This window comes from Endozoicomonas montiporae CL-33, assembly GCF_001583435.1.
GTDB classification, from domain to species: Bacteria; Pseudomonadota; Gammaproteobacteria; order Pseudomonadales; family Endozoicomonadaceae; genus Endozoicomonas_A; species Endozoicomonas_A montiporae.
On the sequence record NZ_CP013251.1, the window covers coordinates 2,214,158 to 2,232,714 of the forward strand.

Below are 18,557 nucleotides of genomic sequence, written 5' to 3' on the forward strand. Positions count from 1 at the left end.
CGTTCGTCGCACGATCTGCAATATTTGACTGATTGACATAGAAAATGTTCCAAATCCTTCGGTTATCAGGATCTGGCGCATGTTCTCGGACAGACTCCGGCTTTTCTTTTATTGTTATTCGCAGGGTTATGGAGCCGGATCTGAGGGGGCAGTTCCTAAGCGGGTGCAGGCGATCAGACAGCAGCCGCAAAGTAGTCAGTACAACCTGCTCGCAGCCGAGTTTGGTGATGACGTGGCTGAACGAATGACTCGGACATGGGATCAGCAGGCGCTCTGGCAACAGCGTGTTCAGGCTTTCGTTGTTGATAAAGAGCGTATTCTTGCCGATCAGAGCTTGAATGGAGTGCAACAGGCTGCACAGATTGCCGAGTTACGGAAGAGTAGATTCAGTTCTCAGGAGCAGAAGCGTTTCAGGGTGTTTTTGGAAAATCCGAACTTGATCGTCATTAAATAACAGAAAATAAGAGCCTGTTGTATTGGTGAAAGAGCAGCTCTCCTGACTGAAGGCTGCTCGTACTCGTTGTTTTTTGATCTGTGCTCACAGTTTAGCGCGATGAAATATGGTCGGCCTGAGTGGCTCTCTGCAAGGTTTCCTTTAATGATTCACAGATGGTTTTGGCAAACTCGGGATCATTGATAGGCTGTTGCCGGTCATCAGTAATGTAAAACCGATCTTCTACTTTTTCACCAAACGTAGCAATTTTCGCGTTATGTACCTGCAGGTTGAGTGACATGAAAGTTCGTCCGATTTTAGCCAGCAGCCCGGGGCGGTCAGTGGCTTTAATCTCCAGGAGTGTGCGACGTATGCCGGGTATATTGCTGATTAATACCTCGGGTCTGCGGGCAAAGTGGCGAAGCTGCCTTGGGGTGCGACGGCTGATCAGGTCGGGGAAGTCCTCGGTGTTTTCCAGAATGAGCTGCAGATGACGTTTGATTTGCTGGATGCGCTTTGGGTTCTGGCCTATGGCCCGGCCGTCGTCTTCCAGTACGGTAAAGGTGTCCATGCTGTAATTGTCGGACGATGTGATGATTTTGGCATCCTGAATGCTCAGGTGCAGCTGATCCAGTGCTGCCACAGCTGCAGCAAACAGGTTGGGCTGATCCGGGGTGTAGATGAATACCCTTGATCCTCCCAGCTCCTGCTGGTCAATATCGGTTTCCTGAACGATAACGAGGGGTTTGCTGCTGCCGTGTTTCAGGATGTTTTCTGTGTGCCAGGCAATTTCTCTGGAGCCATGACGGGTAAAGTACTCAACCCCCAGCGTTGACCAGAGTTGTGAGATGGCCTGATGATCCAGTGACTGTCCGGCCAGTCGTTTTATGGCTCTTTCTTTAACACCTTCAACCCGTTCTTTAATGTCGGTGAGGCTGCTCATGTCGCCTTCCAGCATGCGTCGTGTGCGACGGTAAAGTTGCTGAAGCAGCGAAGATCGCCAGCCGTTCCAAAGCTCCGAGTTGGTCGCGTTGATGTCGGCCACCGTGAGCAGATAGAGAAAGTTGAGGTAGTTGACGGAGCCCATTTTTCGGGCAAAGTCCTGAATGACCTGAGGATCGGACAGGTCCTGCTTCTGCGCTGTGGTGGACAATGTCAGGTGCTCCCTGACCAGCCAGATAACAAGGCGTGTGTCGTTTGCTTTCAGGCCGTGCCGGCGACAGAACAGTTCGGCATCCACCGCCCCCAGCTGGGAATGATCACCGCCACGCCCTTTGCCGATGTCGTGATAGATGGCAGCAATGTAGAGCAGTTCAGGATTTTTAATCTCCTTAATCAGCTGGGAGGCAACCGGGTACCTCTGTTGGTTTTCCTGATAATTGAAACTGCGCAGGTGTTTGACCAACAGAAGCGTGTGTGCATCGACGGTGTAGGTGTGAAACAGGTCAAACTGCATCTGTCCGATAATTCGTCCGAACTCTGGCAGGTAGCGCCCCAGAATGCCATAGCGTGCCATGCGGCGGAGGTTGGCTGTAAGAGCATAGGGTGCTTGCAGCAATTTGATAAACAGTTTGGCGCAACGGGGGTCTTTGCGGAAGTCGCTGTCTACCAAATGCCTATGTTCTCTGAGGCGACGAATGGTTTCAGCCGTTGGGCCGAGAATGTCTGAATTTCTTGTCATCAGGACAAACATTTCAAGCATCGCCGGGGGGTGCTCGTCAAAGACGTTTTCGCTGGTGGTTTCGATGTACTGGTTACGTATCTGAAAGCGTTCGTTGATGGATGTAATGGTCTGAGGCTGGTCGGCGTTCAGGATGGCGTCGTCAAAGTGTTGCAGCAGCAGGTCTTTTAATTGTCCGACAATCAGTACCGTGCGGAAATAGCTCTGCATGAACTGTTCAACCGCCAGCGAGTCGTTGTGGTCGTGGTAACCAAACAGGGTTGCCAGTGTGCGCTGGTGGTCGAACAACAGGCGGTCTTCGCAGCGACCGGCAATGGTGTGAAGACCCCAGCGGACTTTCCACAAAAAAGCTTTACAGCGTTGCATCTGTTGGTGTTCGTTCGGACTGAGAAAGCCAATGTCCACCAGTTCTTTCAGGTCGTGAGTGCCAAAGTGGCGGCGAGTAACCCAGCCCAGCATATGGATGTCGCGAATACCGCCCGGGGAGCTTTTAATATTGGGTTCCAGATTGTATTCCGAATCGTCGAACTTCCTGTGCCGCTCCCGCTGCTCATCAAACTTCGCCTGCAAATACGTTTTGCTGGGCCACATGTGCAGTGGGCTGATGCGCTCCTGCAGCTGTTCAGGCAAGGTTTCAGGCCCCGACAACAGGCGTGCTTCCAACAGGTTGGTCATAATGGTCAGGTCGTCTTTTGCCTGAATAGCGCACTCATCGACTGAGCGGACGCTGGAGCCGACTTTCAGACCAATATCCCACAACAGCGTAAGAAAGCGTTCAATGTTGTCTTTGTGGCTTTCGTAGTGGTTATCTGCCAGCAAGAGCAGGATGTCGATATCAGACGCCGGGTGCAGTTCTTCCCGGCCATAACCGCCAACCGCCAGCAGGGCAATATCACAGCCGTTGCTCCAGTCCAGATGCTCCCAGGCAACCGTCAGTATTTCATCCATAAACCAGGTGTGGGCTCCGATCAGGGATTCAATATCCCTTTCTTCTCTGAACCACTGGTTCAGACGTTCTCTGGCCGAACTGATGGCTTTTTTGTAAGCCGGTATGGCGCTGTTGGACAAGGTGATGTCAGCACGAAACTGACTGCGGTTGAATAACTCGTTTTGCAGAAGGTGGGAAGTGTGGGTGGTCATGATATTGAAACCTGAAGGCTGGCGCTGTTGTTGTATTTTTATCCTTGTCGGGGTAAGTGAATAGCTGGTGAGACCCCGATGACGGGAGCCTGTTGGCAACAGGCTCCCGGCTGATGATCAGAAGTTTTCTTCTGAACGGCGGGTCAGTACTTCTACACCGTCAGCTGTGACCAGCAGGGTGTGTTCCCACTGGGCCGAGGAACGACGGTCTTTGGTGACAGCAGTCCAGCCGTCACCCAGTAGTTTGGTGTTTTTCTTGCCTGCGTTGATCATCGGCTCAATGGTAAACGTCATGCCTTCTTGCAGTATGCAATCGTTGTTTTCGTTGTAGCCGTTGTAATGCAATACTTGCGGATCTTCGTGAAAGCCTTTGCCAATCCCGTGACCACAGTATTCTTCTACCACGGTAAAATGGTTAGCGTGGGCGTGTGCCTGAATAACCCGGCCGATATCACTCAGGCGCGCACCCGGGCGAACCAGATCGATGGCTTTATACAGGCATTCCTGAGTTACCTGTACCAGTCGTTCATTAAACGGCTGGGTATCACCAATGATGAACATTTTACTGGTGTCACCGTGGTAGCCGTCTTTGATGATGGTGACGTCGATGTTCATTACGTCACCTTTTTTTAGCTTCTTCTCACCGGGAATGCCGTGGCACACCACATGGTTGATGGACGTGCAGATAGATTTAGGGAAGCCCTGACGACCTGGGGCGGCACCGTAGTTCAAGGGTGCCGGAATGGCTTTCTGTTCATTCACGATGTAGTCGTGGCACAGGCGATCCAGCTCGTCTGTAGTGACGCCAGCCTTGACGTGCGGGGTGATCATTTCCAGCACTTCTGCTGCCAGACGTCCGGCAACGCGCATGCCTTCGATATCTTCAGGGGTTTTGATAATTACGTTCATAGAAATAAACTGGTTGTCAGCCGTTGGATCGGATGATTGGGTATTAATGGTTCGATTCTATCAGAAGTTGTTGGTTTGTGTATGCAGTAACGGTTTTTGCTGAACTGTCAGATTTTAAGCCAGCTCCTGGCCTGCTCAATATGTTCTGATGTCCAGCCCTTGAGTTCGTTCAGGTGTTCTGTTTCCATGCTGGACAGGCTCCATAGCTTTGCCAGCTCACTCATCGATTCCGGTTCGCCTTCGTTTTCAATCCGCTGTTGAATCTCGGTTAATTCATCATGGACCCGGGCTTTTTCTCCAATAAATATCTCCAGCTGTGCCTGTTTTGGAGCGTTGTTTTCTGCTGACTTTATTAGCGAAGCCAGTGCGAGCAGGTTGCCATGGCCGGATTTGAGTGCGGTAAAATCATGACGCCAGTGGTCGCTGGTGTCTGACTGAGATGTTGTCAGCTGATTGGCTTTGTCAAATTCTGCCATCAGCTGGTCATGGGGAAGTTTAGAATTCTGAAGCAGTTTTTCAAGCTGGTCGCGCGCCAGTAATCGTGATTCAGAGTCGCTGGTCTGTGATACTTGGTGTTCATAAAGTGTTGCAGCCGTGCTGATCAGTTTCTTCTGAAGCTGGCTTTGGATAGCCGGATCTTCAACGACACTGCTCATCCAGGTCTGAAAATCTTTCAGCAGGAACAGGTTCAGGTCGTCCGGATTGCCGCTTTTGGCTTCTTTCCTGCACTCATCGAGAAATGCACTGGCATCCTGACAGAAAGGCTCGGGATAGGCTTGTTCTTTTAAAGCGTCCAGCCGGTGTGAAAACGGAAAGTTTAGCATGTTTTCCAGCTGGATTTTCCCCCAGCTGTATTTGGTATGGCCGGCTGTTAACTGAGTCTCTTCCAGAGTGTCTTCAGGGAATTGAGACTCTTCCAGAACATCTTCAGGATCGTCCGGACCCATTCCCTGCATCTGCGCCTGATAGATAGCCAATATGTCATCATCATCCATTTCGGCTTCCGTGGTGATCTGATCAAGGAGGTTGGCAATTTTCTGTTGAACGGATCGTAATGACGGGTGTTCATGCAAGGTTTCCAGAAGTGTTTCAAGATCCTTTTGTTGCTCTGAGCCTGCCTGATGAGTCGCCAGCTTATCCCATTTTTTTTCGATATGTTCAAAGAGATGTTTGGCCAGTCGCCTTCTGGCTCTTGGAGGAAGGGTGGATATTGTGTCGTACAGCTCAAGCAGTTGTGAAGGGGTGTCAGCCTGCTCTATCTCAGGTTTGATCACCTGCTCCAGTCTGGCGTTGTATGTGCTGGTGAGGGCTTCCTGCTTTTCCGGTTTCAGACTGATGATATGACTTTTCAGGCTGAGCAGTTCATTAATGCTGTTGGCCTGATCGAGCTGACTGGTCAGATGGCTGGCGGATATCTGTTTTGTGTGAATGGTTTGCCCGGAGCGGCTGGTGGTGTTGCCCTTCAGGCCGCTGGTGGGGCTGGCGCTGGTTTTGCGAACCTTTCGATGCTCGTGTTTACCGGTGGAGATTTGCTCGGGAATATCGGGTTGGGCAGAAATCAGGCTGTCGCTGGCGTTGATTCCCTGCAGATTGCTAATATCCCTTGACATTGGCCTGTGTCCACCTTCGTTGATAACGTCTACTTCTAAGAGTAGTCACCGGGTCTTCAGGGTACAGATCAGGAAATATCCTGACTCTGAAGGTGAAAGGTTTTAGTTCGATTTTTTTTGTGGTATAAATCGCCGTCTTCGTTCAATGGGGTCTGTGTGCAAACCGTTCCGGCTGCACTCTGAATCCGTTAGCGAAGCTTTTTTAACGACTTACAGAACTCACATGCACCGTCACATGACTCAGGGTGCCCAAAGGTTTGATGGTTCATCGGAAAGATCAAACCTGCCAGGGGTCGAACTCATGGGGTGCGTGGAGGCATAACCCTGTATCAGGAGAGATAAAATGGCGCAAGCCCATAACGTTACCATGCGTGACATGCTCAAGGCGGGCGTGCACTTCGGTCACCAGACCCGTTTCTGGAACCCAAAGATGAACAAATTCATCTTCGGTGCGCGCAACAAGATTCATATCATCAACCTTGAGCACACCATGCCTGCGTTCACCGAAGCTATGGAGTTTATCCGTAAGCTGGCTGAAGGCAAGAACAAGGTTATGTTCGTAGGCACCAAGCGTGCTGCGGGCAAGATCATCCGCGAAGAAGCTGCCCGTGCCGGTCAGCCATTCGTTGCTCACCGCTGGTTGGGCGGTATGCTGACTAACTACAAGACTATTCGTCAGTCTGTACGTCGTCTGCGTGATCTGGAAGCTCAGTCTCAGGACGGTACCTTCGAGAAGCTGACCAAGAAAGAAGCTCTGATGCGTACTCGTGATCTGGAGAAGCTGGATCGCTCTCTGGGTGGTATCAAGGAAATGGGCGGCCTGCCAGACGCGCTGTTCGTTATCGACGTTGAGCACGAGCGCATCGCTATTCAGGAAGCCAACAAGCTGGGTATTCCTGTTATCGGTATCGTTGATACCAACTCCAGCCCGGAAGGCGTAGACTTCGTTATCCCAGGTAACGATGACGCTATCCGCGCTATCCAGTTGTACGTTAAAGCTGCTGCTGACGTTATTCTGGAAGCTCGCGCTGCTGCCAGCACTGGCGCTGAAAGCGAATTTGTAGAAGTTGAAGTTGAAGCGGAAGCTGAAACCAAGGCTGACGACGCCGCGGAAGCTTAATCTTCCAGGTGTTAGAAAAAGGGGGGGGGCTGAAGCCCCCTTTTTCGGATTACGGGTATACCGAATTTAACCTGAAAATGCCGATGAAATGTATGAGTTGTTCGATACTTCAATGGGCATTTTTCAGGAAATGACATTGAACTTTTGCGAGAGGAATTCACCATGGCAGCAATTTCTGCAGCACTGGTAAAGGAGCTGCGTGAGCGCACCGGTCTGGGCATGATGGAGTGCAAGCGCGCTCTGAAAGAAGCCGGTGGCGACATCGAGAAAGCCATCGAAGAGATGCGTAAGTCCGGTCAGGCTAAAGCCGCCAAGAAAGCGGGTCGTACCGCTGCTGAAGGCATCGTGATGACCAAGGTAGCTGACGACGCTTCCTTCGGTATCGTTGTTGAAGTGAACAGTGAAACCGACTTCGTTGCCCGTGACGACGGTTTTGTTGCTTTCGTTCAGAAAGTAACTGACGCTGCATTCGAGCGCAAGGAAACCAACATCGCTGCACTGATGGAAGGTGAACTGGAAGCTGCTCGTCTGGAACTGGTTCAGAAAATCGGTGAGAACATCAGCGTTCGTCGCGCTGTAATCGTAGAAGGTGGTGTTGTTGGTTCTTACGTGCACGGCAACAAGCGTATCGCTGTTCTGGTTAGCCAGGAAGGTGGTGACGTAGAGCTGGCTCGTGATGTATCTATGCACGTTGCCGCTGTTAACCCTCAGGTGGTTAACAAGGAAGACATGCCTGCTGAGCTGGTAGAAAAAGAGAAGGAAATCTTCAAGGCTCAGGCAGAGCAGTCCGGTAAGCCAGCTGAAATCATCGAGAAGATGATTGTTGGTCGTATCAACAAGTTCCTGTCCGAAAGCAGCCTGGTTGAACAGCCTTTCGTTAAAGATCCTGACACCAAAGTGGGCGCTCTGGCTAAGAAAGCCGGCGCGACCATCAACAGCTTCGTGCGTTTCGAAGTGGGTGAAGGTATCGAGAAAGAAGAAGTGGATTTTGCTGCTGAAGTGGCAGCAGCAGCTGCAGGCGCTTAATTTCTCTGCAGTATGCCGGGGTTTGTTGCATTGACATCCTCCGGCCTTGCCAGGCTGGAAGCAGTTGGTTATCAACGGTTTGCCGTTCTTTGTAGCGGGTATGCTGGTGGTAGTCTGGTGCTGTGACGGCTTCAGGCGACAAGGCTGAAAGCTTCCAGCCGGAAGCTCTCTGAGTTCGGAGAGCTTCTGATCCAACATCCGGTATTTCTGACAGCAGGATTTCTGACAGCAGGATTTCTGACAACAGAGGCACCGGGTGTTATTATCCGCCTATCTTTGATACGGAAGCTGAACATGCCGGTAAATGATCGACAACCGAAATACAAGCGTATTCTTCTCAAGCTCAGCGGTGAGGCACTGCAGGGCTCCAATGATTTCGGCATAGACCCTGGTGTACTGGATCGTATGGCCCTGGAAATTGGTCAACTGGTAGGTATCGGTGTCCAGGTTGGTATCGTTATTGGTGGTGGTAACCTGTTTCGTGGTGCAGAACTGAGTGCTGCGGGTCTGGATCGCGTCACTGGCGATCACATGGGTATGCTGGCAACGGTAATGAATGCCCTGGCTATGCGTGATGCCCTGGAACGTTCCAATATCAATACCCGGGTTATGTCTTCTATCCCGATGAGTGGTGTGGTTGAACACTACGATCATCGTCGTGCAATGCGTCACCTCAGTGAAGGTGATGTCGTAATTTTCTCCGCCGGTACCGGCAATCCTTTCTTTACCACTGATTCTGCTGCCTGCCTGCGCGGCATCGAAGTCGATGTTGACGCGGTGCTGAAAGCCACCAAAGTGGATGGTGTCTACGACAAAGACCCTGTTAAACATTCCGATGCGGTCAAGTTTGAGCACCTGACTTACGATGAAGTGCTGGACCGTAAACTCGGCGTGATGGATCTGACAGCAATCTGTCTGGTGCGTGACCAGAATATGCCTTTGCGTGTATTTAACATGAACAAGCCCGGTGCATTGCTGAGTGTTGTAGTAGGTAGTAATGAAGGAACACTTGTTTCAGGGGGTCAACAATGATTAATGAAATTAAAGACGACGCTAAAGAGCGTATGGGGAAGACACTGGATTCCCTGACAATCGCGTTTAACAAAATCCGCACAGGTCGTGCACACCCAAGCTTGCTGGATGGTATCAAGGTTTCTTACTACGGTTCCGAGACACCACTGGGGCAGATGGCCAACATCTCTGCTGAAGACGCTCGTACTCTGGCAGTACGTGTCTGGGAAAAGTCCATGGTGCCTGATATTGAGAAGGCCATCATCAAGTCTGATCTGGGTCTGAACCCTTCAACCGCTGGTGAGGTGATTCGTATTCCTCTGCCGCCTCTGACCGAAGAAACCCGTAAGGGTTATGTTCGCCAGGCGCGTGCTGAAGCTGAAAACGCCAAAATTGCCATTCGTAACATTCGTCGCGATGCTCTGTCTGACTTCAAAGAGCTGGAGAAAGAAAAAGAGATCAGTGAAGACGAAGAGCGTCGTGCAGCTGATGATACTCAGAAGATCACTGACAGCTTTGTGGCTGAAGTGGACAAGGCGCTGGCTGCCAAAGAAAGCGATCTGATGGAAGTCTGATCTCTGCCAGTTACTTTGCAGGTGCTTGCTTTTTTGGGCTGGCTCCTGCAAGGTTTTCTTATAAGCCTGTTGTTTCTCTTCAATTTTTTCAGATCAGCATAGACTTCATGGCAATGACACCGCAAATGGAAACCGGCAGTGCGCAGGGAATTCCCAAAGATAAGCTGCCACAACATATTGCCATTATTCTGGATGGCAACAACCGCTGGGCAAAAAAACGACGACTGCCTGGTCTGGCGGGTCATCGCGCCGGTGTGTCAGCAGTACGTAATATTGTTGAAGCCTGTGGTGAATATGGCGTAAAAGTACTTACGCTGTTTGCCTTTAGCAGTGAAAACTGGAATCGCCCCCGTAACGAAGTCAATGGCCTTATGGAGCTTTTTCTCCGGGCCCTGAGGCGGGAAACCCGTCGCCTCAAGCGCAACCAGATTCGCCTTAAAATTATTGGTGATGTGTCCGGTTTCAGTCCTGATATTCAACGTCATATCCGTGAAGCGGAGGCTCTGACCGCTAATGAGCATAAAGTAACGCTTGTGATTGCTGCGAACTATGGTGGCATGTGGGATATTGCCCAGGCCAGCCAGCAGATAGCGCGAAAGGTCAAGCAAGGCGAATTGCATGCTGATGAAGTGACTCAGGAAGTGATTGAATCGCACCTGAGTACAGCAGGTTTACCGGCTCCGGATTTGCTGATTCGTACCAGTGGTGAACAGCGGATCAGTAACTTTTTGCTATGGCAGTGTGCCTACAGCGAGTTTTATTTTACCGATACTCTGTGGCCGGATTTTGACCGGGCAGAGTTTCATCGTGCGCTCCTGGATTATGTAGGCCGACAGCGACGTTTCGGCAAGACCAGTGAGCAGGTGGAGGCTGAGGCTACGTGTTAAAACAACGAATTCTGACCGCGCTGGTGTTGGCCCCTCTGGCCCTTGCTGGCGTGATTTTTCTTTCCCCGGCGGTTTTTTCTGTCCTGACAGCGCTTATCATCATGCTGGCTGCCTGGGAGTGGGCTAATCTGGCTGGTTTTGAACAGTCAGGGAAGCGGATATTATTTTCCCTGTTTACCGGATTGGTTTGCTGGCTGGTTTCCGGCTTGTCTCATACTCTGGTGCTAAGTATCGGAGCCGCCTGGTGGGTGGTTGCGCTGGTGCTGGTGAAAGGTTACCCAAAGACTGCAGCCTATTGCCAGAATCAGGTGTTACGCCTGTTTATGGGTATTCTGACTCTGGTACCTGCCTGGTTTGCGCTGGTTCAGCTGAAGCAGTTTGACCATACGGGTATGACCATTTTATTTGTCTTTTTCCTGGTCTGGGCTGCCGATGTCGGCGCTTATTTTGCGGGCCGGGCACTGGGTAAGCATAAGCTGGCTGTGAATGTCAGTCCCAAGAAAACCCTCGAAGGTCTGGTAGGTGGGCTGTTGCTGTCTTTGCTGGTAGCGGCCTGTGTCGGCTTGTACTTCGAGTTTACTTTCGCCAGAGGTATGGGGTTGCTGCTGTTGACCGTAGTGGTTGGCATTGTGTCGGTGCTGGGTGATCTGTTTGAAAGCCTGCTCAAGCGTGAGCGAGGCATAAAGGACAGCAGTAACCTGTTGCCGGGGCATGGCGGTATTCTTGATCGCATCGACAGTCTGACGGCTGCAGTCCCTGTGTTTGCTCTCGCACTGCTTGGCAGTGGAGGTTGATAGATGGTTATGGGACAGGGTAAAGCCAGTCAGCAGGGCATTGTCGCCGGAAGTAGAGTGCAACAACTTTGCGTGCTGGGATCGACCGGTTCGATCGGTAAAAGTACGTTGGATGTTGTAGCCCGCAATGCTGACCGTTATAGAGTACGTTCACTGGTGGCGGGTAAAAATGCCCGTATGATGCTTGAACAGGTGCGTCAGTTTGCTCCGGAATATGCGGTTATGGCCGATCCGGAAGCGGCGGATACGCTGAGGGAATGGGTCAGGCAAGAACAGCTGGCCACCGAAGTGTTGTCTGGTACTCTGTCTGTTGCACAAGCGGCTGCAGACAGTGAAGTTGATGTAGTGATGGCTGCCATTGTCGGGGCGGCGGGGTTGTTGCCAACGCTGGCTGCGGTTAAGGCGGGTAAAAAAGTTCTGCTGGCAAATAAAGAAGCGCTGGTGATGACGGGGGCGCTGTTTATGGACTCGGTTAAAGAGTCAGGCTCGCTGCTGTTGCCCATTGACAGTGAACATAATGCCATTTTTCAGTGCATGCCGCCTGATTATCAGCAAGGGTTGGAGCAGGTGGGTGTGGAGCGTATTCTGTTAACGGCTTCTGGTGGCCCCTTTCGGGATACCCCGCTGGACACCTTTGCCGGTATTACGCCTGAGCAGGCTTGCGCCCATCCAAACTGGAGCATGGGGCGCAAAATTTCCGTAGATTCGGCCACCATGATGAACAAAGGTCTTGAGTATATTGAAGCCTGCTGGCTGTTCGGGGCAACGCCGGATCAAGTGGATGTGGTGATTCATCCGCAAAGTATCATTCACTCGCTGGTGGACTATAAAGATGGTTCCATGCTGGCGCAAATGGGTAATCCGGATATGCGCACCCCTATTGCCCATGCCATGGCCTGGCCAGAACGTATTCAGTCGGGTGTGAGGTCATTGTCTCTGGCTGATATCGGTCGCCTTGATTTTTATGATCCCTGCATGGAGCGTTTCCGTTGCCTTAAGCTGGCACAGGATGCCGCTTTTGCAGGTGGTACAGCAGCCGCTATGCTGAATGCTGCCAACGAGGAGGCTGTTGATGCTTTTTTGGAAAAGGGTTTGCGTTTTGACCGGATTCCGGAAGTGGTTGATGCAACCCTTCAGGTATTGCAGGTGCATAATGCGGGAGATATTGAGCAGGTTCTGGATGCTGACCGGCAAGCCCGTAAACTGGCGCGGCAACAAATAGTTCGCTGGCATTGAACAACCTGCCTGTTTGAAATGATGATAACAGTTTCCGGCGTGGTGCCGGACTAATGATAATGATGATTACTACGAATTTGCAGGAAGCAGCTGGGAGGCTTTAGGTACTCTATGATTTTTGGGTCTTTACAAACGCTGGCTGCTTTTGTCATCACGCTGGGAATACTGGTCAGCATACATGAGTTCGGACACTTCTGGGTGGCGCGTAAATGCGGTGTCAAAGTGTTACGATTTTCGGTTGGCTTTGGTAAGCCTCTCTGGACCTGGACAGACAGGTTGGGCACCGAATATGTAGTGGCGCTGATACCGCTTGGCGGCTACGTTAAAATGCTGGATGAGCGCGAAGGGCCGGTTGCCGAAAGCGAGAGGCACGAGTCATTCAACTCCAAGCCTGTGCTGTCTCGTATTGCCATTGTGGCCGCTGGGCCAATTGCCAATTTTATCCTGGCTGTTTTTGCCCTTTGGCTGATGTACATGGCAGGTATTCGTACCATTGTTCCCCAGGTGGGCAGTGTGTTGCCCGATTCGCCAGCCGCAGTGGCTGGCATTATACCAGGCGATGAAATTGTCAGTATTGATGGTGAGGAAACCCCGGGCTGGCAGCAGGTAAATCTGGAATTATTGTCTTCCATTGGAGATACGCGCAATCTTTCGGTTGCAACGCGGGCAGGCGTTCCCGGTGAGTTGTCGTCCGCGGCGGTGCGAAATAAAACCGTTGCCATTTCTGACTGGCTGGTGGATGACAGTGGAGACGGTATTGCTGATCCGGTCAGGGCGCTGGGTATTGAGCCTTATACGCCGTTAATTCCTGCAGTGCTGGGCGAATTGAGCCCGGACGGTGCTGCCAGAGCGGCCGGACTGCAAGCCGGTGACCGGATTCTTACCAGTAATGGGCAGCCTGTTAAAGACTGGCTGAGCTGGGTTCAGGTGATTCGTGCGAATGCCGGAAAGACTATTCAGGTTGAGCTGGAGAGGGAAGGTCGGCGGCTGAATCTTGCCTTGACGCCGGGTACCCGGGAGTTGAATGGTGAACCTTCCGGTTATATTGGTGCAGGTGTTCAGCAGGTAGGCTGGCCGGACGATATGGTTCGAAAGCTCCAGTTTAATCCGGTTGCGGCTTTACCGAAAGCGCTTGACAGTACCTGGACTCTGACCAGTATGACGGTGGAGTCGTTGTGGAAAATGGTGGCCGGACTGGTTTCAGTGAAAAACTTGAGTGGCCCGATAACCATTGCTAAAGTGGCTGGCGCATCGCTGCAATCCGGACTGGAAAATTTTCTCTATTTTCTGTCGATGTTGAGTGTCAGCCTGGGTGTTTTGAATCTGTTACCGATACCGGTACTTGATGGTGGACACCTGTTGTTTTATCTGATTGAACTGGTTCGGGGTAAGCCGGTTTCGGAACGAGTGCAGGTACTTGGTCTGAAAATTGGTGTAACCTTTGTGGTCGGTATAATGATGCTGGCTCTGTATAACGATTTGAGCAGACTGTTTTGATGTAGACTGGATGCCACGGGCGGTCAGTGATTCTGGCCATCAGGCGGTATCTGGTCATTGGTTAATAGCCATGAGCGAAGAAAGTTGCGTTTTCATCGCGTCACGAATTGAAAAGCGACTTTTATGGTAAAAACGAACACGGACAAAGAACGGATTCCATGAAGCGATCATTGTTGTCTTTGCTGATTGGCTCGATGGCCTACGCGTCAGGCGCCAACGCATTTGTTGTGTCTGATATTCGAATTGATGGCCTGCAGAGGGTGTCAGCAGGTACCGTATTTAATTCACTGCCTATTGAGGTAGGCGACGATGTTCTGTCGCCTCAAATTGCCGATGCAGCCAAGTCGCTGTTCCGTACCGGATATTTTAAGGATATCCAGATGGGGCGTGACGGTGATGTTCTGGTGGTTTCAGTAGTTGAGCGTCCTTCCATCAGTCAAATTAAAATTGAAGGAAACAAGGCGATCAAAACAGATGACCTGATGAACGGTTTGCGTTCTTCAGGCTTATCCGAGGGTGAGATCTTTCAGCAGGCGACGCTGGAAGCCATTCGTCTTGAACTTGAACGCCAGTATGTATCTCAGGGGCGTTATGGCGCCAGTATTTCAGCCAATGTTGAGGCATTGCCGCGCAACCGTGTCAAACTGACGATTAACGTCAAGGAAGGCAAGGTAGCAACCATTCGACATATTAACGTCGTAGGCAATACCGTCTTTCCTCAGAGTGAAGTTCTGGATCTGTTCGAACTCAAAGAGACTGGTATGTTCTCTTTCTTTGGTTCCAGTGATAAGTACTCTCGAGAGAAACTATCCGGTGATCTGGAACGTCTGCGTTCTCATTATCTGGATCGTGGTTACATCAACTTTAATATCCGGTCTACTCAGGTTTCCATTAGCCCGGACAAGCAGAGTGTATTTATCACCGTCAATATTGACGAGGGTGATAAGTACACCATTAATGAGGTCAAGCTGGCGGGTGACCTGATTATTGATGAGGAAGAAGCCCGTAATCTGGTGCTGGCGAAGCCGGATCAGACCTTCTCCCGTCGTGTTATCACCACCACGGAAGAAATCCTCAGTCGCCGACTGGGTAATGAAGGTTACACCTTTGCCAACGTGTCGGGCATTCCGACACCGGATCATGAAAATAAAACGGTTGATCTGACCTTCTTTGTTGATCCTGGTCGCCGGGCTTATGTGCGCCGTATTAATTTCTCGGGTAATACCAAAACGGAAGATGAGGTGCTGCGTCGCGAAATGCGTCAGATGGAAGGTGCCTCAGCCAATACCCAGAATATTGAGCAGTCCAAAGTCCGTCTTGAGCGCCTCGGCTTTTTCCGTCAGGTGGATGTAGAAACGCCGCCAGTGCCGGGCAGTAGTGACCAGATTGATGTGAACTACACCGTTGAAGAGCAGCCTTCCGGCAGTATTACCGCCAGTGTCGGTTACTCCCAGTCTGATGGTCTCTTGTTGGGTGGTTCCATCAGTCAGAGTAACTTTCTGGGAACCGGTAACAATGTTTCGGTAGGTCTGAACAAGAGTGACGTCAGTCAGCTCTATAACTTCAGCTTCACAGATCCTTATTACACGGTCGATGGTGTCAGTCGTGGTTTTGGAGTGTATTACCGAACCTATGACTATGACGATTCTGATATTTCCAGTTATGCGGCAGATACCTGGGGCACCGATGTTCGCTTTGGTTATCCGATTTCTGAAACCCAGTCGATCAATTTCAGTGCGGGCGTTGAAGGAACGAAAATTTCAACCGGTAATGATACGCCGCAGTACATCCGGGATTACATCGCCAATGAAGGTAATCAGTTCACTAACGTGAAAGGTACTATTGGCTGGTCTGAGTCTGAACTGAACCGTGGTTTGCTGCCAACGCGGGGGTACTCGCAAAGTGCCTCTGCTCAGGTGACGATTCCCGGGTCTGATGTCACGTTCTATAAGCTGAATTACCGTGCGCAGTACTTCCAGCCACTGACAAAGAATCTGACGGCTCGCTTTGCCGGTCGTCTGGGTTATATTGGTGGTTATGGCAGTACCAACGATATTCCGTTCTTTGAACATTACTACGGTGGTGGTTTTGCCTCGGTACGGGGTTACAAGGATAATACTCTGGGACCTAAAGCCAAGGAGTTTAATGGTAATAACTATAACTCCATTGGTGGTGATGTGATTTTTGAAGGTACCGCTGAAATCCTGTTCCCGCTGCCGTTCGTTAAAGATCAGCGCTCTTTGAGAACCAGTTTGTTCCTGGATTTCGGTAATGTCTATGACACCAGTTGTAGCAACAAGAAGAACAGTGGGTCTAACCTGCCCGACAAAGAGCCGTTAAGCAGTCAGCCCAATATTGTGGATTGTTACAGCCCTGATCTGAGCCAGCTGCGATACAGTGTTGGTCTCGGGTTGACCTGGATAACTCCTCTGGGTCCACTCACATTCAGTTTGGCGAAAGCACTGAATGCTGACGGTGAAGACGAGACACAAGTGTTCCAGTTCTCTCTGGGCGCTCCGTTCTAAGCTGATTTCTTTGGCTGATTGACTGACTTCAGGGGCTCAAATTGAGCCCCTGATTCTATTCTGGACTACTATTCATCTTCGTGAATGACTCGAAAGTGTTGTCCTGAGACAGTTTTTTATTCGGTTTTTCAATGGGTTGCAAATATCTGGTTGATAAATTGATGCGTTCCAGCGTCTTTTCATTATAATAACCATTTGCTTAATTCTGCCTAAGTGCTCGTATGGTCGAGTGCTTATACTCGGAGCCTGCGTGACTTTCGCATCTGCTACCGTCGGATTGCTTAAAGTTGCTAAGTCTCATTATTGCCCCCTGACAGGATATGGTACTGAACTGCTTTTAAGGCAACAGGCTTTTGTTGCCTCAGTTAGTCCCTGAATGTCAGGCGCTTAATAAGCATGTACATTATTTCAGGAATTATCAGGAGAATGAGTTTGAAACAGATTGGATTGGCGCTGCTGGCTCTGGTCATGCTGGTACCTGCAGTGGATGCTGCAGAAATGAAAATTGCTGTCATTGATTCAGAGATGGCGGTACTGGAATCTGATGCGTCCAAGCGTTACGCAAAAGAGTCGGAGAAGAAGTTTGCGCCACGTATCAAGCTGATTCAGTCCCTGCAGGAAGAGTTGCAGAAGATGGAGGCGGATCTGGAGAGAAATGCACCGACCCTCTCCCAGACTCAGGTAGAAGCTAAACAACTGGAGATGCGCCGTAAATACGAAGATCTGCAAATGCAGGATCGCCAGTTGCGAATGGATAAAAACCAGGCCGATCAACAGGAGCTGAGCCAGCTTCGCCCCAAGCTTGAGAAAGCGATTGAAGAAGTTTCCAAAGAGCTCAAATACGATATGGTCATCGAGCGTGGTGCGGTGCGCTATGTTAAACCGGATTACGACATTACCCGTCAGGTGATTGAACGCCTGAACAAGATGAAGTGAATCGATGAAGCAGTCTTATTCCTACACACTGGCAGAGCTGACGGACAGGCTTGGAGCCAGTTTGAAGGGTGATGCCGGCAAAGTGATCACGGGGCTGAATACGTTGCAGGAAGCCAACGAGTCCGAGTTGGCGTTTCTGGCGAATCCGGCTTATGCACGTTATCTGCAAACCAGTCAGGCTGCGGCGGTGATCCTGTCACCGGAATCGGCAGAGGGCTATTCAGGTAACGCACTGATACTGGCTAACCCTTATCTTGGTTATGCTGAAGTATCGCACCTGTTCGACACTGATAAAGGTTTGCCGGCCGGTATTGCTGAATCAGCGGTTGTTAGTTCCGATGCCGAGGTTCATGAAACCGCGGCTATCGGTGAGAACGCAGTGGTTGAATCCGGGGTGGTGATTGAAGCGGGTGCCCGTATTGATGCGGGTGCTGTGATCGGACATGACTCCGTTATCAGTAAGGACGCTCACATTTGCCGTAATGTCACCATTTGTCATGGTGTGTTTATTGGGCAACGTACCATTATTCACGCCAATGCCGTTATTGGTGCTGACGGTTTTGGCAATGCTCATGCTGATGGACGTTGGCATAAAATTGCCCAAATCGGCGGAGTCGTGATTGGCGATGATGTTGAAATTGGCTCGTGCACTTGTATTGACCGGGGCGCATTGGGCGACACCATCATTAAAAACGGTGCCCGATTGGATAACCTGATCCAGATAGCCCACAATGTGGTGATTGGTGAAAATACAGCCGTCGCAGCGAATGTCGGTATTTCCGGCAGTACAGTGGTTGGTAAAAACTGCACCATAGCGGGTGCAGCAGGTCTGGCGGGTCATATTACCATTGCTGACAATGTTCATCTCGGTGGTATGGCAATGGTGACCAAGTCGGTCAATAAGCCAGGTGCCTATGCGTCAGGAACCGGATTGATGGAAGCAGGGGAATGGCGACGTAACGCTGTTCGATTCCGCAAGCTGGATGATATGGCCCGGCGGATCAGGGTACTCGATAAACGTTAACCTGCGCTGCGGATTTGACCGTGACTTTGCACAGAGGCTGGAGTTTCCAGCCTTTTTGTATAAGTAGGTGTCAGATTATCGTATAAGCTGTATTCCACTACTGGCGGAGGTTCTGTTTTTATCTGGGCCTTTGTGGTTTTTCCACTGTTTACA

At 50.7% G+C, this 18,557-nt stretch carries 15 protein-coding genes; 12 read left to right on the plus strand and 3 right to left on the minus strand.

Annotation, left to right across the window (positions count from 1 at the left end; translation table 11 throughout):
* The first annotated feature begins 79 nt into the window (after nt 1-79).
* Nucleotides 80-454: a lipase secretion chaperone gene (locus EZMO1_RS10160; protein ID WP_034873109.1), complete on the plus strand. Its 375-nt coding sequence runs from the start codon at nt 80-82 to the stop codon at nt 452-454.
* 91 nt (nt 455-545) lie between these two features.
* On the opposite strand, the gene glnD is transcribed toward EZMO1_RS10160, so the two are convergent.
* The 3 genes from glnD to EZMO1_RS10175 all read right to left on the minus strand — a co-directional run bounded on the left by glnD (nt 546) and on the right by EZMO1_RS10175 (nt 5,773).
* Nucleotides 546-3,254: a [protein-PII] uridylyltransferase gene (gene glnD / locus EZMO1_RS10165; protein ID WP_034873110.1), complete on the minus strand. Its 2,709-nt coding sequence runs from the start codon at nt 3,252-3,254 to the stop codon at nt 546-548.
* A gap of 117 nt (nt 3,255-3,371) precedes the next feature.
* Nucleotides 3,372-4,163, minus strand: coding sequence for a type I methionyl aminopeptidase (map, locus tag EZMO1_RS10170; protein WP_034873111.1), 792 nt, complete (start codon nt 4,161-4,163; stop codon nt 3,372-3,374).
* Between the two features lie 107 nt (nt 4,164-4,270).
* Complete coding sequence (locus EZMO1_RS10175) at nt 4,271-5,773, minus strand: hypothetical protein (RefSeq protein ID WP_034873112.1); 1,503 nt, start codon at nt 5,771-5,773, stop codon at nt 4,271-4,273.
* 343 nt (nt 5,774-6,116) lie between these two features.
* Here EZMO1_RS10175 and rpsB point away from each other — a divergent pair, with 343 nt between their 5' ends.
* The 11 genes from rpsB to lpxD all read left to right on the plus strand — a co-directional run bounded on the left by rpsB (nt 6,117) and on the right by lpxD (nt 18,404).
* Nucleotides 6,117-6,893, plus strand: coding sequence for a 30S ribosomal protein S2 (gene rpsB / locus EZMO1_RS10180; protein WP_034873113.1), 777 nt, complete (start codon nt 6,117-6,119; stop codon nt 6,891-6,893).
* 162 nt (nt 6,894-7,055) lie between these two features.
* Nucleotides 7,056-7,919 carry a translation elongation factor Ts gene (gene tsf / locus EZMO1_RS10185; RefSeq protein ID WP_034873114.1) on the plus strand — a complete coding sequence of 288 codons (864 nt, stop codon included), beginning with the start codon at nt 7,056-7,058 and terminating at the stop codon, nt 7,917-7,919.
* 294 nt (nt 7,920-8,213) lie between these two features.
* The gene (pyrH, locus tag EZMO1_RS10190) at nt 8,214-8,951 is read left to right on the plus strand and encodes a UMP kinase (RefSeq protein WP_051789397.1); all 738 of its coding nucleotides are present in this window, start codon (nt 8,214-8,216) and stop codon (nt 8,949-8,951) included.
* Entirely contained in the window at nt 8,948-9,505 is a 558-nt protein-coding gene (gene frr / locus EZMO1_RS10195; RefSeq protein ID WP_034873115.1) for a ribosome recycling factor, read from the plus strand. The genes pyrH and frr overlap by 4 nt, the downstream gene beginning before the upstream one ends.
* 107 nt (nt 9,506-9,612) lie before the next feature.
* Nucleotides 9,613-10,392, plus strand: a complete 780-nt coding sequence (uppS, locus tag EZMO1_RS10200; protein WP_051789399.1) for a polyprenyl diphosphate synthase — start codon at nt 9,613-9,615, stop codon at nt 10,390-10,392.
* Nucleotides 10,386-11,186, plus strand: coding sequence for a phosphatidate cytidylyltransferase (locus tag EZMO1_RS10205; RefSeq protein WP_034873117.1), 801 nt, complete (start codon nt 10,386-10,388; stop codon nt 11,184-11,186). Before uppS ends, EZMO1_RS10205 begins: the two co-directional genes overlap by 7 nt.
* A 9-nt stretch (nt 11,187-11,195) precedes the next feature.
* On the plus strand, nt 11,196-12,422 hold the full coding sequence (ispC, locus tag EZMO1_RS10210) for a 1-deoxy-D-xylulose-5-phosphate reductoisomerase (protein ID WP_051789543.1): 1,227 nt from the start codon (nt 11,196-11,198) through the stop codon (nt 12,420-12,422).
* Nucleotides 12,423-12,533: 111 nt separating this feature from the next.
* Entirely contained in the window at nt 12,534-13,919 is a 1,386-nt protein-coding gene (gene rseP / locus EZMO1_RS10215; RefSeq protein ID WP_034873119.1) for a sigma E protease regulator RseP, read from the plus strand.
* Nucleotides 13,920-14,077: 158 nt separating this feature from the next.
* Entirely contained in the window at nt 14,078-16,444 is a 2,367-nt protein-coding gene (bamA, locus tag EZMO1_RS10220; RefSeq protein WP_034873121.1) for an outer membrane protein assembly factor BamA, read from the plus strand.
* A gap of 426 nt (nt 16,445-16,870) precedes the next feature.
* A complete protein-coding gene (locus tag EZMO1_RS10225; protein ID WP_034873123.1) occupies nt 16,871-17,380 on the plus strand; it encodes an OmpH/Skp family outer membrane protein in 510 nt (169 codons plus the stop codon).
* A gap of 4 nt (nt 17,381-17,384) precedes the next feature.
* Nucleotides 17,385-18,404, plus strand: coding sequence for a UDP-3-O-(3-hydroxymyristoyl)glucosamine N-acyltransferase (lpxD, locus tag EZMO1_RS10230; protein WP_034873125.1), 1,020 nt, complete (start codon nt 17,385-17,387; stop codon nt 18,402-18,404).
* The last annotated feature ends 153 nt before the right edge of the window (nt 18,405-18,557 follow it).

What these genes read in the sequence shown, in the direction of transcription:
- EZMO1_RS10175 (WP_034873112.1), bottom strand. Translation starts at nt 5,773, where the DNA reads ATGTCAAGGGATATTAGCAATCTGCAGGGAATCAACGCCAGCGACAGC.
- rpsB (WP_034873113.1), top strand. Translation starts at nt 6,117, where the DNA reads ATGGCGCAAGCCCATAACGTTACCATGCGTGACATGCTCAAGGCGGGC.
- pyrH (WP_051789397.1), top strand. Translation starts at nt 8,214, where the DNA reads ATGCCGGTAAATGATCGACAACCGAAATACAAGCGTATTCTTCTCAAG.
- tsf (WP_034873114.1), top strand. Translation starts at nt 7,056, where the DNA reads ATGGCAGCAATTTCTGCAGCACTGGTAAAGGAGCTGCGTGAGCGCACC.
- bamA (WP_034873121.1), top strand. Translation starts at nt 14,078, where the DNA reads ATGAAGCGATCATTGTTGTCTTTGCTGATTGGCTCGATGGCCTACGCG.
- map (WP_034873111.1), bottom strand. Translation starts at nt 4,163, where the DNA reads ATGAACGTAATTATCAAAACCCCTGAAGATATCGAAGGCATGCGCGTT.
- rseP (WP_034873119.1), top strand. Translation starts at nt 12,534, where the DNA reads ATGATTTTTGGGTCTTTACAAACGCTGGCTGCTTTTGTCATCACGCTG.
- uppS (WP_051789399.1), top strand. Translation starts at nt 9,613, where the DNA reads ATGGCAATGACACCGCAAATGGAAACCGGCAGTGCGCAGGGAATTCCC.
- lpxD (WP_034873125.1), top strand. Translation starts at nt 17,385, where the DNA reads ATGAAGCAGTCTTATTCCTACACACTGGCAGAGCTGACGGACAGGCTT.
- ispC (WP_051789543.1), top strand. Translation starts at nt 11,196, where the DNA reads ATGGGACAGGGTAAAGCCAGTCAGCAGGGCATTGTCGCCGGAAGTAGA.
- frr (WP_034873115.1), top strand. Translation starts at nt 8,948, where the DNA reads ATGATTAATGAAATTAAAGACGACGCTAAAGAGCGTATGGGGAAGACA.
- EZMO1_RS10225 (WP_034873123.1), top strand. Translation starts at nt 16,871, where the DNA reads ATGAGTTTGAAACAGATTGGATTGGCGCTGCTGGCTCTGGTCATGCTG.
- EZMO1_RS10160 (WP_034873109.1), top strand. Translation starts at nt 80, where the DNA reads ATGTTCTCGGACAGACTCCGGCTTTTCTTTTATTGTTATTCGCAGGGT.
- glnD (WP_034873110.1), bottom strand. Translation starts at nt 3,254, where the DNA reads ATGACCACCCACACTTCCCACCTTCTGCAAAACGAGTTATTCAACCGC.